Source organism: Hymenobacter busanensis (assembly GCF_008727865.1).
GTDB classification, from domain to species: domain Bacteria; phylum Bacteroidota; class Bacteroidia; order Cytophagales; family Hymenobacteraceae; genus Solirubrum; species Solirubrum busanense.
In genome coordinates this window covers 30764-43901 of sequence record NZ_VTWU01000006.1, presented here as the reverse complement: position 1 = coordinate 43901, position 13138 = coordinate 30764, and the positions used below count along the sequence as shown (strand labels likewise).

General features: G+C 62.2%; 12 protein-coding genes. 4 read left to right on the top strand and 8 right to left on the bottom strand.

What is annotated here, in order from left to right; translation table 11 throughout:
* The first annotated feature begins 241 nt into the window (after positions 1-241).
* Positions 242-2161 (top strand): DEAD/DEAH box helicase, encoded by a 1920-nt coding sequence (locus F0P96_RS15950; protein WP_151079921.1) that lies wholly within the window; start codon positions 242-244, stop codon positions 2159-2161.
* 154 nt (positions 2162-2315) lie between these two features.
* On the opposite strand, the gene F0P96_RS15945 is transcribed toward F0P96_RS15950, so the two are convergent.
* A complete protein-coding gene (locus F0P96_RS15945; protein WP_151079920.1) occupies positions 2316-2783 on the bottom strand; it encodes a PA2169 family four-helix-bundle protein in 468 nt (155 codons plus the stop codon).
* Between the two features lie 6 nt (positions 2784-2789).
* Here F0P96_RS15945 and F0P96_RS15940 point away from each other — a divergent pair, with 6 nt between their 5' ends.
* Positions 2790-3422, top strand: a complete 633-nt coding sequence (locus F0P96_RS15940) for a DUF6756 family protein (RefSeq protein WP_151079919.1) — start codon at positions 2790-2792, stop codon at positions 3420-3422.
* Between the two features lie 5 nt (positions 3423-3427).
* On the opposite strand, the gene F0P96_RS15935 is transcribed toward F0P96_RS15940, so the two are convergent.
* Together F0P96_RS15935 and F0P96_RS21245 are read right to left on the bottom strand one after the other, a co-directional pair.
* Entirely contained in the window at positions 3428-4672 is a 1245-nt protein-coding gene (locus F0P96_RS15935) for a BaiN/RdsA family NAD(P)/FAD-dependent oxidoreductase (RefSeq protein WP_235917499.1), read from the bottom strand.
* Positions 4673-4704: 32 nt separating this feature from the next.
* Positions 4705-5562 (bottom strand): NAD(P)H-binding protein, encoded by an 858-nt coding sequence (locus F0P96_RS21245; protein WP_151079918.1) that lies wholly within the window; start codon positions 5560-5562, stop codon positions 4705-4707.
* A 152-nt stretch (positions 5563-5714) separates the two neighbouring features.
* Between F0P96_RS21245 and F0P96_RS15925 the strand changes: the two genes are divergently transcribed.
* Positions 5715-6590 (top strand): SDR family oxidoreductase, encoded by an 876-nt coding sequence (locus tag F0P96_RS15925; protein WP_235917498.1) that lies wholly within the window; start codon positions 5715-5717, stop codon positions 6588-6590.
* Positions 6591-6687: 97 nt separating this feature from the next.
* Here F0P96_RS15925 and F0P96_RS15920 read toward each other — a convergent pair whose 3' ends face one another.
* Both F0P96_RS15920 and F0P96_RS15915 read right to left on the bottom strand, forming a co-directional pair.
* Positions 6688-7533 carry a DUF1571 domain-containing protein gene (locus F0P96_RS15920; protein ID WP_151079917.1) on the bottom strand — a complete coding sequence of 282 codons (846 nt, stop codon included), beginning with the start codon at positions 7531-7533 and terminating at the stop codon, positions 6688-6690.
* A 75-nt stretch (positions 7534-7608) separates the two neighbouring features.
* Complete coding sequence (locus F0P96_RS15915; protein WP_151079916.1) at positions 7609-7908, bottom strand: YciI family protein; 300 nt, start codon at positions 7906-7908, stop codon at positions 7609-7611.
* Positions 7909-8026: 118 nt separating this feature from the next.
* Between F0P96_RS15915 and F0P96_RS15910 the strand changes: the two genes are divergently transcribed.
* Positions 8027-8794 carry a glycosyltransferase family 2 protein gene (locus tag F0P96_RS15910; RefSeq protein ID WP_151079915.1) on the top strand — a complete coding sequence of 256 codons (768 nt, stop codon included), beginning with the start codon at positions 8027-8029 and terminating at the stop codon, positions 8792-8794.
* Positions 8795-8797: 3 nt separating this feature from the next.
* On the opposite strand, the gene F0P96_RS15905 is transcribed toward F0P96_RS15910, so the two are convergent.
* From F0P96_RS15905 to F0P96_RS15895, 3 genes are all read right to left on the bottom strand, one after another.
* Positions 8798-9373: a hypothetical protein gene (locus tag F0P96_RS15905; RefSeq protein ID WP_151079914.1), complete on the bottom strand. Its 576-nt coding sequence runs from the start codon at positions 9371-9373 to the stop codon at positions 8798-8800.
* Positions 9370-10677, bottom strand: a complete 1308-nt coding sequence (locus F0P96_RS15900) for a metal-dependent hydrolase family protein (protein WP_151079913.1) — start codon at positions 10675-10677, stop codon at positions 9370-9372. Before F0P96_RS15900 ends, F0P96_RS15905 begins: the two co-directional genes overlap by 4 nt.
* Before the next feature lie 162 nt (positions 10678-10839).
* Positions 10840-13122: a S46 family peptidase gene (locus tag F0P96_RS15895; RefSeq protein ID WP_235917497.1), complete on the bottom strand. Its 2283-nt coding sequence runs from the start codon at positions 13120-13122 to the stop codon at positions 10840-10842.
* Positions 13123-13138: the final 16 nt, after the last annotated feature.

Below are 13138 nucleotides of genomic sequence, written 5' to 3'. Positions count from 1 at the left end.
GTACCTAGTTGAGCACACTTCGGGGCGCTATTGTGCAAGCCACAACGGCGTTGCGGTTTATTTTGCCTACCTTTGCAGCCGCAATTGAGAATCGGCCCGTCCCGGCCGGGGCGCCCTGCTGTTGTAGCGCCTGTCGTTTTAATTTGTCGTTTGTCGTCGTCGTCCGTTGTCCTGTCGTGTTGCGTAGGGAAAGGAACGAGCTGGTTACCGATTGCTGTTCCAATCACTCCCTACACAAGACATGGAGAAAGTAAAATTTGAAGATCTGAAGCTCTCGGAAGAGCTTCAGCGGGCTATTACGGAGATGGGCTACGAGGAAGCCTCGCCCATCCAGACGGCCGCCATTCCCGTCCTGCTCGAAGGCAAGGACGTTATCGGGCAGGCCCAAACGGGCACCGGTAAAACCGCTGCGTTCAGCATCCCCGCCATCGAAAGCATTGACACCGACTCGCGTGAGGTACAGGTGTTGGTACTCTGCCCCACGCGTGAGCTGGCAGTGCAGGTATCGGGTGAAATTCAGAAACTCGGCAAATACAAGCGCGGCCTCGCGGTGGTGCCCATCTACGGCGGTTCGAGCTACGACCGTCAGTTCAAGGCCCTGGAGCGCGGTGTACAAATCGTAATCGGCACGCCCGGTCGCGTAATGGACCACATGCAGCGCGGCACCTTGAAACTGGATAGTTGCAAGATGATCATCCTCGACGAAGCCGACGAAATGCTCGACATGGGCTTCCGCGACGACATCGAGACGGTGTTGGCCCAGATGCCCGAGCAGCGCCAGACGGTGTTCTTCTCGGCCACGATGAGCAAGCCCATCATGGACTTGACGCGCAAGTACCAGCGCGAGCCGCAGATCGTGAAGGTCAACCACCAGGAGATGACCGTCTCGAACATCGAGCAGGCTTACTACGAGGTGCGCGGCCCGCAGAAGAAAGACGTGCTGTCGCGCGTAATCGACATGTTCAGCCTTAAGTCGGTTATCGTGTTTGCCAACACCAAGCGCATGGTCGACGACATCGTGTCGGACCTGCAAGCCCGCGGCTACTTTGCCGACGGCCTGCACGGCGACATGAGCCAGCAGGCCCGCCAGAACACGCTGGATAAATTCCGCAAAGGCACGCTGGAAATCCTGGTGGCCACCGACGTAGCCGCCCGCGGCATCGACGTGGACAACGTGGAGGCCGTAGTCAATTACGACCTGCCGACCGACGAGGAATACTACGTTCACCGCATTGGCCGTACGGGCCGCGCCGGTAAGTCGGGCAAGGCCTTCACCTTCGTGAGCGGCCGCGACATCTACAAGCTGCGTGACATCATGCGCTTCACCAAAGCGCAGATCAAGCAGGAACGCATTCCGTCGTTCGAGGACGTGTCGGAGGTGAAAACCACGCTGCTGCTCGGTCAGATCAAGGAAATCATCGAGAAAGGCAACTTGGAGAAATACGTGGGCCGCGTGCAGCGCCTGCTCGACCAGGAGGAAGAAGTAACGTCGCTCGACATTGCTGCTGCCCTGCTGAAAATGGTGATGAAGGAAAACAAGCAGGCCGAGAAGGGCATCGAAGCGGACCGCCAGAAAGGCACCCCGCGCGACGGCTACACCCGCCTGTTTGTGACCATGGGCAAGAAGGACCGTCTGCACCCGCGCGACCTGGTCGAGTTGATTGTGGGCGCCACGAGCATGGCCCCCGGCCGTGTCGGCGACATCGAGCTGTACGACAAGTTCAGCTTTGTGGAAGTGCCCAACGAGAACGTAAACGAGATTGTGGAGCAGCTCGGCCGCACCACGCTCTACGGTCGTCCGGTGGCCTTTAGCCTGGCAACGCAGCGCGAAGCCGGTATGGAAAGCGCCGAAGGCGGCGAGCGTCCGCGCCGGCCAGCCGGTGGCCCGGGCGGCTACGGTGGCAACCGCGAAGGCGGGTACCAGCGCCGTGAAGGTGGCTACGGTGGCGGCAACCGCGAAGGCGGGTACGGCGGCGGTCAGCGCTCGGGTGGCTACGGTGGTGGCCAACGCTCCGGCGGTTACGGCGGCAACCGCGAAGGCGGCTACCGCGGCGGCAACAGCTACGGCGGTGGCCAACGCTCGGGCGGCTACGGCGGCGGCAACCGCGAAGGCGGCTACAAGCCCCGCCGCGACCGGAACGAAGGCGGTTTCGACGAATAGTCCTGCCTGAACTGTAGGCCGGTCAGCCTGGCTGGCCTACAGCTTGCATAAACACACAAAAGGCCCGCCTCTGGATGAGGCGGGCCTTTTGTCTTACCGGGTTCTGGTATACTGGCGGATTCGAGTCGCCTGAGAACCTGGCAAAATCGGGCGGCTACTTCGACGAGTCGCGCAGGCCGCGAATGGTGTCGTGGGCTTCTTTGATGCCCTGCGCCTGCTTGTCGATGATGGCCTTGATTTCAGACGGAATGCCTTCGGCTTTCGAAGCGGTTTCGTACGCTTTCTTGGCGTAGTCTTCGCCTCGCTCGCACTCGGCCAGAATTGCGTGCCGGTCGTTGCCCGTCACCACCGACTTGATGTTGATCCAGGCGCGGTGGGCGGTGCCTACTACCGAGTCCACCTTGCTTTCCTTGGCTTCTTCGGGGTGCATGTTGAGGTTATGCATGGCGCTTTCCAGCTCCGTGAGGTAGCCGTCGCGCTGCAGGGCGTATTTCTTGAATACCTCTTTCAAATCCTGGTCCTTCACGTCGGTGAGGGCTTCGGAATAGCCACGTTCGCCGTCTTTCAGGGTTTCTACGAGTTCATTCAGAACGGTCTTGAGGACTTTGTTGTCGGTTGCCATCGGGCTATGATGTTTTGGGTTGACAGAAGAGCAATTGGTATTGCTCTCATACTGAACCGTAGCGCGGAAGGTTGCGAACTTGCCGTAGCGTTTGATTTTGTGCGTACTTGTGCCGGTATGTGGCCCCCCGTTCGGAATGAAATCGAAAAGCTGCGGCAAATGCCGGATGTGCAGCCGGAGCATTTTTGCCCGCTAGGGGCTCATGAATGGCTGGTTATTGAAGGAAAAGTAGAAGATGCATTTCGGCAGCCTGTACAGGCTTCCAAACGCAAGTCATTGCTGTGGACCCAACTGCGGTCGAATTTGGCAGTTGCTGTTCTGAGTTACGTGGATGCAGATGAAACGGCGTTAGTCAAGCTGCGGAAGGTCTGGCCGGCACACGAACCGGTGTTCTTCTTTGCGCAGGAAAGCATTACGGAACCTAAGAAGTGGTGGTACCGCACCAAGGGCGCAGTGGCGTGGCAACTGCTGAAACACGTATGGCAAAAACCTACGCCCGTGGAAGAGTGGGGCATAGTGGACCGCAAATACCGTTGGGCACTGTTCGTGACACACGCCGATGACATTATCTTCTGTGGCCAACCGCTCGTTGACCGGGTGCTGCAACTAGGGCAACAAGCTAATATTCGAATTCGATAGCGGAGTTACCTTCCTGCCATTGCCCGTCCGGCCAGATAGCCTGTCGTCCAGGCGGCTTGGAAGTTGAAGCCACCCGTAATGCCGTCAATGTCGAGTACTTCGCCGGCGAAGTAAAGGCCGGGTACACGGCGGCTTTCCATTGTTTTCAGGTTGACTTCACTCAGCGGAATGCCGCCGCAGGTCACAAATTCTTCTTTGAAAGTGGTTTTGCCGCGCACGGCCAGCGGCTGGCGCAACAGCGTTTCTATCAGTCGGTTCTGCAGCTTGGCGAGCAGCTCGTTCCAGCGCGTTTCGGCGCCGATGCCGGCCTGCTCGGTGAGGGTGCGCCACAGGCGCTGCGGCAGCCCGAACAGCGGATTCGACACCACGACTTTCTTGCCGTGCTCGGCCCGAAACACGTTCAGCCACTGGCGCAGCGTTTCTTCGGTGTGCGTGGGCACCCAGCTGATGAGAGCCGTGCCGGTGTATTGCAGCTGGTGCAGGCGGCGGGCGCCCCAGGCCGAGAGTTTGAGCACAGCCGGGCCACTCACGCCCCAGTGCGTGACCAGCAGCGGGCCTTCGTAGTCGAGCTTTTCGCCGGCCAGCACCACGCGGGCGTGCGGCACGCTCACGCCCATCAGCTCCTTGAGCGGTGACTGCGGCACGTTGAACGTAAACAGCGACGGCACGGGCTCTTGGATGCCGTGGCCCAAGGCACGCAGCCAGTTGTAGCCCTCCGATTTGGGGTTGCCGCCGGTGGCGGCCAGCAACTTGTGCACCTGCAGCTGCCGGGCGTGCGCGCCGGTGAGCGTGAGGGCGAAACCACCTTCAGGCAAGGGCTGAATGCTTTCGGCTGTGGTACTGAGCAAAATGCGCACACCGGCGCGCTGAGCGGCATCGAGCAGGCACTGGGCAATGGTTTCGGAGGAGTCGGTGACGGGAAACATGCGGCCGTCGGCTTCGGTCTTGAGCTTGACGCCGCGGCTCTCAAACCAGCGCACCGTATCCTGGGCGCCGAACTCGTTGAACGGTTCTTTCAACTGCTTGCCGCCGCGCGGGTAGTGCTGCACCAGCTGGGCAGGCGAGAAGCAATGGTGCGTGACGTTGCAGCGCCCCCCGCCCGACACGCGCACCTTGCTCAGCAGCTTGGTGGTTTTCTCAATCAGGTACACCGTCAGGCCGGGGTTGGCCTCGGCGCAGGCAATGGCGCCGAAAAAGCCGGCTGCGCCGCCGCCCAGCACGGCCACGGTATTGGTAGAATGCTCCTTCACGGCTGCAAAACTACGGGTTGGCCCGCCGAAGTTCAGAGGCAGTAGCCCAGCGCCGCCGTGGGGTCGGGATGCACGAACTGGTAGCGCAACACGTCGTGCAGCCGTACGGTGTCGATGGACTTGCCGCCGGCCAGCCCGTCGTAGCGAAACTGGGGCGCGGGCAGGTTGAGGTGGTGCGCCGCATCGGTGTAGAACGTCTGCCGGGTAGGGTGCACCTCGGCGCACACATTGAGGGTATGGCCCCACGCTTGTTGGTCGATTACCGCCCGCACGACGCCGATGGCATCGGCCAGGTGCAGCAGGTTGACGGGCGCCGTGGGCTGGGGGACGTTGGTGCGGCCGGCCAAAAAACGGCCGGGGGCACGACCGGGACCAATCAGGCCGCCGAAGCGCAGCACCGTGGTTTGCCAAGCCTGGTTGGGTTGCTGAAACAGCCATTCGGCGCGCAGCAAGCCGTGGGAGGCATCGGGCGAGGCCAGGGCGTCGTCTTCGCTCATCGACTGCGGCTCGTCGGGGTACACGCCGGTGGAGCTGACAAACACCACGTGGCGCACTGCGGAATGCCGCAATGCCTCAAACACCGGCCGCAGCAGATTGGGATAGGCGCTGGGGTCGGCTGGCTGGTCGCGGCGCTGGCCTGGGGGCACGTTGAGAACGAGCACCGAGCAGGCGGCCAAAGCCGGCTGAACATCGGCGGGTGACGTTTCGGGCGAGAGGCAAAGCACGTGGGGCCGAATACCGGCCGCTTGCAGCACGCGCAGTTTGTCGGGCGTGGTGGTGGTGCCGGCCACGGCGTGGCCGTGCTGCACCAAGGTGCGGGCCAGCGGCAGACCCAACCAGCCGCACCCGATAACGGCAACCGCGCTTTGCGCTGAAAATGTGTTATTCATGCTGCTGCAAATAACGCCTGGCAAAGCCAAAACCCGTTACTTCAGCCTTAAACGACCCGGCAAAACAACTCGGCATGCCGACAAAACCGCGCAATTGCCGTTCTTGCGTGCCGACACTTCATTCACCGCCTTTTCCCTTCGACCCCTCGCTTATGGCCGACTTTCCCTACGCCCAACCCATGCTGCGCGACGGCGCCCTGCAAGGCAAAACCATCATCGTGACTGGCGGTGGCACCGGCCTGGGCCGGGCCATGACCACGTACTTCCTGCAACTCGGGGCCAACGTGGTCATCAGCTCGCGCAAGCTCGACGTGCTGGAAAAAACCGCCCAGGAACTGCGCGACCAAACCGGCGGCCAGGTGCTGCCCGTGCAGTGCGACGTGCGCAAGTACGACGAAGTGGAAGCCCTGCTCCAGCGCACCATCGAAACTTTTGGCGGCGTGGATGTGCTCGTCAACAACGCGGCTGGCAATTTCATCAGCCCGACGGAGCGCCTTTCGCACAAGGCTTTCGACGTGATTGTGGACATTGTGCTGCGCGGCTCCTACAACTGCACGCTGGCCGTGGGCAAGCACTGGATCAAGGAGCAGAAGCCCGGCACCATCCTCAACATCGTAACGACTTACGCCTCGGTGGGCTCGGCTTTCGTGGTGCCGTCGGCCGCCGCCAAAGCCGGAGTGCTGGCCATGACCCGCTCTTTGGCCGTGGAATGGGCCAAGTACGGCATCCGCTCGGTGGCCATTGCGCCCGGCCCGTTCCCGACGGAAGGCGCCTGGAGCCGCTTGTTCCCCGAGCCGTTGGCCTCGAAGCTCGATCCGGCTGCCTCGGTGCCGCTCAAGCGCGTGGGCTCGCACCAAGAACTGGCCAATCTGGCGGCTTACCTGGTGTCGGATTTTGCGGCGTACGTCAACGGCGAGGTCATTACCATCGACGGTGGCGAGTGGCTCAACGGGGCCGGCGAGTTCAACAAGCTGGAGCTGCTGAGCCAGCCGATGTGGGACCAAATTGAAAAAACAATGCGCCGCTAGGCTAATGTGCCAATGCGGGAAAGGTGCTGATGTGCTAATGAAGCGTTTTCGTTAGCACATCAGCACCTTTCCCGCAGTAAGCACGCCGCGCCGCAGACTAAAACTTATACTCCTTGTACTCCTTGCTGAATTCGGCGGCGGGAATGGGTTGATTGGCCACCACGTTCTGAAATTCGAAGGATTCAAACAGGCCTTTGTCGTCCCACACGCTCACGGCCAGAGGCAGCATCAGCTTCTGGTCGACGCACACGATGGTGCGTCGGCCGTAGCCGTTGGGCACCTGCAGGGTACGGCCCGCGGGAATCGATTCGCCAATGCTGAGCTTGTTGCGCTCCAGCACGCGGAACTCGCCACAGCCAAAACGGTCGGCCACCTGGGCGGGCGTTTCGGGCTTTTCCGGCTTGTAGCTCACGTATTTGAACTGCGGAAAGTCGGATCGGAGCAGGTAGCAGGGGCGGCCCTGCACGGTGGTGTCGCCGGCATAGCGGAACGAGCGGCGGTAGGCATCGGAGCGCTGCGGCGCCGCCCGAATCAGGTCGGCAATGACGCCATAACCGGCATCCAGGATGCTGTGGTGCTGGTTTTTGCGCATCACCGAGCCGTTGGGGTCGAGGTTCAGCGTTACGTAGGGGAAGCTGTTGGGGTACACCCAGGCGTCGCCGTCGTTCTGGCCTTGCACCCACAGCACCTCAATGCCTTTGTGGTTGCGCAGGTACACGCGCTGCGGGGCAAAGGTGAGCTTCATTTGGGTGCGCACCTGCTGGTAGCTGTTTGTGGCCAGCCGTTCATTGGCCTTCACGGTGCAGCGCAGGGTTTGCAGTTTGTCGATGGCCGAGCTAAGGCGCGCAATGAGCTGCTCGGTGGTGATTTTATCGGGCGGAGCGGCGGCCGCGGCTGTCAGCAGCAGGCTGGCGGCTGCGAGGAGCCGGAACGGGTAGGTCATAGGGAACAAGCGGCGAAACCTGGGGTTTCGGAACCAGTAAGTTGCGCAGATTTTGGGAATGCGAGGTAAGGCACGCTAGTTGAGGCTGATTTTGGGCAGGCGGGTGGCGACGCTGTCGAACACAAACAGCTCATCAATTTCCACTTGCTGCATGAACCGGTACAGCGGAAACTGCTCGACCACGTTGCGCACCGTTTCGGCATCGGGGCCCTGCATGGTCACCCACCCGCGCGAGCGGTCGGCGCTGATGGCGTACGACAGCACCACGTTTTCTTCGATGAGGCTGCTGACAAAGGCGCGGTGGCGCGGAATGACAGCCACAAATTCTTCGTCGAAGGTTTCGGGCAAGCGCAGCGTCACGACAAACAGGGCCATAGCGAGAGAGGAAGGGCAACGTTCCGGGCGGTTAACGCCACCCGCCGATGGAAAGTTAAGGTCCTTCGGCGGGCCGATAGCAACTTTTTTGCCAGTTGCCCGAACAATGGGCTGACCTATGCAATTCGCCGTCATCACCCCCACCCGCAACCGCGCCGCCTACCTGCCCGAAGCTGTGCAGAGCGTGCGCGCCTCTGTACTGGCCCCGCTGCCCGCCGCCCACTACGAACACTTGGTGCTTGACAACGCCTGCACCGACGATACCGCCCGTCTGCTTAGTGACCTGGCGCAGGCTGACGGCCCGCTGCTGCGTACCTGGGCCCACTCGGGCCCCGAGCCCCTGCTGCCCGGCCCGGCCCGCAACCGCCTCATTCGGGAAACTGCTCCCGATGCCTGGCTCGTGCCCCTCGACGACGATGACTTGTTGCTGCAACGCGCTCTGTACCACTACGGGGCGCAAATAGAGGCCAATCCCGGCCGCCCCTGGCTGGTGGCCGATTTCCTGCGCGTGGACCAGGAGCGGCGCTACCTTCCCGGCGAAGACTACTACGCCTGGCGCTTCGACACACCCGCCGACATGCTGCGCGCCATTTTCCGCGCCGAGCACTTTATCCAAGGCAACGTGTGCTACAGCCGGGCGCTCTTCGACGAAGTGAGCGGCTACGACGAGCAACTGCCCATGGCCGAGGACCTGGATTTGTACGTGCGCTTTTTGCTGGCCGGGCACCTGCCCGTGGTGTGCCCGCACCTGAGCCACCTGCACCGTTTCCACAACGCCAACGTGAGCATCGGCGTCGACGCCGCCAAGCACGGCGCCGATCTGCAGGTGATTTACGACAAGTATTCCGCGCACCTGCGGGAATTGGGCGTGGAGCGGCCGGGGTAGCCGCTACCAGAATTTCCACCAAGGTTTGGCCCAGGCATCCGGCTCGGGCTTCGGGTCGAGCGGCGCCATGGATGGCAAGGGCTTTCTCGACCGGGGAAGTTTCCCCGTGGGGCCGTGGAGAAGGGATGGACCTCTTGGCCCAATATCAGCCAGAACCATGAGCTCGGTTAGCCATATACCGTTGATGTCCTGTCCTTGCTCCAGAAACCGGGAAGCACATTTTACGTCGGCACTCCATTGCCCAACAAGGTCGTGGAGCGGAGTCCAGGCATTTTGGGCTGCGAGGTCAATGGCCATTTCCATAGCCGAATAGAATACCGGCTCCTGGGACAGATGCAAATGCTTGTACGAATTGTCGGTGAGTGACATGAGCCGGAATGTGTCCTGCCATTGCGGCGAATATGGGTGAAGCAAAACCCGGGCAAAAGCCGCTGGCACAAACACGACTATCTGGGTAGCTACGTCTGGCGGAACGCCGGTGGCAACCAGGCGCCGCACAATGGTTTCGCCGGTTGCTTCAGCCTCGGCAAAATAAGGTAGTGCAGCCTCGATCAGGCGGCATACTTCTTCTTCGTTCATGGGCTGAGCTTATACACAATTCCGCCCTTCATCACCAGCCGCACTTGCCGTAGCGCCGCCACATCCTGCGTGGGGTCGCCTTGCACAGCCACCAGATCGGCGAGCAGGCCAGGCTTGAGCTGGCCGCGGTCGGGGAGGCCAAGAATACGGGCGTTGCCGCTGGTAGCGCCGCGCAGCACTTCCAGCGGGCTGAAGCTGTATTCGCGCACCAGCAGCTCCAACTCCCGCACGTTGTCGCCGTGCGGGAAAATGCCCACGTCGCCGCCGATGACAATGCCCACGCCGGCTTTGCGGGCGGCCTGCAAACTGGCTTTTTTCTGGTGAATGCGCTCGGGTTCCGGGTCTTGGCCTTTGCGCCAGCCGCGGTATTGCAGCACGGCATCGGGAGCGGCTACGGTAGGACAGAAAGCCACGCCGCGCTGCTTCATCAGCTTGAAAACCTCGCGCGTGCCGCCGTCGCCGTGCTCAATGGTTTGCACCCCGGCCAGCGCTGCTCGACGCATGCCCTCGGGCGTGGACGCGTGCGCCACGACCGGCCGGCCCGCTGCCGTTGCGGTTTGCACAATCAGATGCAGCTCGTCCTGCGAAAACGTGGGCGCAACACTGCCGCCCACGCCCCATCGGTAATCGGCGTACACTTTCACCACATCGGCGCCTTTGCCAATCTGCTCCCGCACGGCCCGCACAATGCCATCCAGGCCGTCGGCTTCCTGGGCGCCCTGCGGCACATCGACATCGGCTGAAAGCTTGGGGCCGTAGCTGCCCGTGGCCACCAAGGCGCGCGTGGCCACCACCAAGCGCGGGCCTGGAATAATACCCTGATCGATGGCTTGTTTGAGGCCCACATCGGCGTAGCCGGCCCCTTCGGTGCCCAGGTCGCGGGCGGTGGTGAAGCCGGCTTGCAGGGTGCGGGCCGCGTGCACGGTGGCCCGAGCCACCCGCAGTGCCTGCGACTCCTGCAGCACCTGGTCGTTCCAGGTGGTTTCGTTGTAGGGGTGCAGCAGCAGGTGCGAGTGGCCTTCGATGAGACCGGGCAACAACGTTTGGCCGGGTAGGTCCATGAGTTGCGCTCCGGCCGGAGCTTGCACCTGGGCCGCCGGTCCCACAGCCTTAATCCGGTCGTTTTCGACCAGCACTATCCAGCCGGGGTGCAGGGTTTCGCCGTCGAACACTGCGGCCGGACGCAGGAGCTTGGGCGTGGAAACAGGCGTAGCGGTTTGTGCGGCGGTCCAGCGCGTAGTGCCGAAAATCAGCAGCAACAACTGCAGCCAAAGCAGCCAGCCGGAGGAGCGTTTGAGAAGCATGGTAAACGGGAAAGGCCGGAGAGCCGCGGGCGAAAGGAGCAAGGTAGGGCGGCAGGCGCTCTGCCTCCAAAGGCAGCACGGGCGCACCCGCCCAAACCCAACGGACAGCAAAAAGCCCGGCGCTGCTAGCACCGGGCTTTTTCAAAGCGTGGTGGGGCAAGGCTAGAGGGCCGCAGCTTTTTCGCGCTTCACTTTCACCTTTTGCTTTTTCGTATTGGGCTCCAAAGGACTGTTGGCTCTGCCATTCAATGGCATGTTCACCAGCTTCATTTCCTTTACCAAGTGCCCGGCGCCGGCAAACTTATCGACCACGAACAGCATGTAGTGCACGTCGAGGGTAATGTTGCGCACGCGGTCGGGGTCGTACATGATGTCGGACATGGTGCCCTCCCAGTTGCGGTCGAAGTTGATGCCGATCAGCTCGCCGCGGCCGTTGATGACGGGTGAGCCGCTGTTGCCGCCGGTGGTGTGGTTGGTGGCCGTGAAGGCCACGGGTACGGTGCCGTTGACCGCATAGGGGCCAAAGTCTTTGTTTTGGTACAGCTCGGCCAGGCGGGCGGGCACCTCAAACTCGGGGTTGGTGGGGTCGGCCTTTTCCATGATGCCGTCGAGGGTGGTGTAATATTCGTACTCCGTGCCGTCGGCGGGCTGGTAGCCAGCTACTTGCCCGTAGGCCACGCGCAGGGTGGAATTGGCATCGGGATAGAATTTGCGCTCGGGCTGCCACTGGCGCAGGCCGGCCATGTAGGTGCGCTGGAGCAGGGTTATCTGATCCTGCGCGGTGGTGTAGGTCGGCAACACTTTCTGGCGGTAGGTGCTAACCACGGCGCTGGCCAACTGGTATGCCGGGTCGGCCAGCAGGGGTTGCGCGTTACCTTTCAGCAGCTCGTCGAGCACCTTCTGGGCATCGGCTTCCGAGGTGAGTTTGCTGCGGCCGTAGAGGTCCGCGGCGAAACTGGCCCAGGCGGCCGGGCTGGTATTCTTGGCTCGCAGGGTTTTCACGTAGTCGGGCAGCAGCTCGGCGGGCGTGCCGTCGGCGTAGAGCGGTAGCAGGGCGGCGGCTACTTTCTGGTCGGTAGGAGCCGAGTAGTTGCGGAAGAAGTTAGTGGTGCCGGTGCGGGCTTTGCCCACGGCCGTGGCCAGCTCGGCCTGCGGAGCCTTGTTTTGAATGAGGTCGAGCAGATTTTGCAGGCTGTTGGCGTAGGCCACCAGCTCCACGCCCAGCGCGGCTTCGGTGGTGTAGTCGCGGGCCACCACGTAGGGGCGCACAAGGCGGTACTGCTGCTCCAGCTGGTCGAGAATCTGGCCGTAAGCGGCTTTGCGGGTGGCGTCGCCCTGGGCAACCCAGGCGCGGAACTGCTGTTCCTGCTGCTGCTTGCGGGCGGTGGCATCGAGGCGGCGCAAACCCCGCATTTCGCCGATCCACTTTTTCCAGTAGTTGGCAAGGCTGGCGTACTTGGCCGCGTACTGAATCCTCACCTTGTCGGAGGCTTTCATGTCGGCGTCGAGCACGCGCAGCTTGGCGTCGCGCACTTTCACCTTGGCCGGATCGGAAGCGGCGTACACTTCATCGACGCCCCAGGAGGTGAGGTATTCGGTGGTGCGTCCGGGGAAGCCAAACACCAGCGTAAAATCGCCGGGCTGCACGCCCGCCATGGAAATAGGCAGGTAGTGCTTGGGCTGGTAGGGCTTGTTGGCCTTGGAGTAGGGCGCGGGCTTGTTGTCGGGGCCGGCGTAGATGCGGAACATGGAAAAGTCGCCGGTGTGGCGGGGCCAGGCCCAGTTGTCGGTGTCGCCGCCAAATTTGCCGATGCTGCTCGGTGGCGCCCCCACGAGGCGCACGTCCTCAAACACTTCCGTGACGAACAGGTAGTACTCGTTGCCGCCGAACATGGGGCGCACAAAAGCTTTGTAATGAGTGCCTTCCACGGCTTTCTGGGCCACCTGGGTGATGCGCTGCTGCACGGTTCGTTCGCGCTCGGCCTCCGCAATACCACCCGGAATGCCTTGCAGCACCGCGCCGGTTACGTCTTCCATGCGCACGATGAACGTGGCCGTCAGGCCCGGATTGGGCAGTTCCTGGTCGCGCGTCATGGCCCAGTAGCCCTTCGTGAGGTAGTCGTTTTCAACCGACGAGTGCTGCTGAATCTGGCTGTAGCCGCAGTGGTGGTTGGTGAGCAGCAGCCCTTCGCCCGAAATAATTTCGCCAGTGCAGCCGCCACCGAACTGCACCACGGCGTCTTTCAACGAGCCGCGGTTGACGCTGTAAATGTCTTCGGCCGTGAGCTTTAGGCCTTTTTGCCGCATGTCGGCTTCGTTGAGTTGCTTGAGCAGCAGCGGCAGCCACATGCCTTCGTCGGCGCGGGCGGCGGCGGGCAGCAGCAGCGCCAGCAGCAGGGCGCAGGTGCGCACCGCTCGGGAAATCGGGGAGAAGTGAAACGTCACGGGCAAAAGCAAATGG

Excerpts from the sequence above, each read along its gene's own strand:
- F0P96_RS15900 (WP_151079913.1), bottom strand. The coding sequence starts at position 10,677 with ATGCTTCTCAAACGCTCCTCCGGCTGGCTGCTTTGGCTGCAGTTGTTG.
- F0P96_RS15945 (WP_151079920.1), bottom strand. The coding sequence starts at position 2,783 with ATGGCAACCGACAACAAAGTCCTCAAGACCGTTCTGAATGAACTCGTA.
- F0P96_RS15925 (WP_235917498.1), top strand. The coding sequence starts at position 5,715 with ATGGCCGACTTTCCCTACGCCCAACCCATGCTGCGCGACGGCGCCCTG.
- F0P96_RS15950 (WP_151079921.1), top strand. The coding sequence starts at position 242 with ATGGAGAAAGTAAAATTTGAAGATCTGAAGCTCTCGGAAGAGCTTCAG.
- F0P96_RS15915 (WP_151079916.1), bottom strand. The coding sequence starts at position 7,908 with ATGGCCCTGTTTGTCGTGACGCTGCGCTTGCCCGAAACCTTCGACGAA.
- F0P96_RS15920 (WP_151079917.1), bottom strand. The coding sequence starts at position 7,533 with ATGACCTACCCGTTCCGGCTCCTCGCAGCCGCCAGCCTGCTGCTGACA.
- F0P96_RS15910 (WP_151079915.1), top strand. The coding sequence starts at position 8,027 with ATGCAATTCGCCGTCATCACCCCCACCCGCAACCGCGCCGCCTACCTG.
- F0P96_RS15940 (WP_151079919.1), top strand. The coding sequence starts at position 2,790 with ATGATGTTTTGGGTTGACAGAAGAGCAATTGGTATTGCTCTCATACTG.
- F0P96_RS15905 (WP_151079914.1), bottom strand. The coding sequence starts at position 9,373 with ATGAACGAAGAAGAAGTATGCCGCCTGATCGAGGCTGCACTACCTTAT.
- F0P96_RS21245 (WP_151079918.1), bottom strand. The coding sequence starts at position 5,562 with ATGAATAACACATTTTCAGCGCAAAGCGCGGTTGCCGTTATCGGGTGC.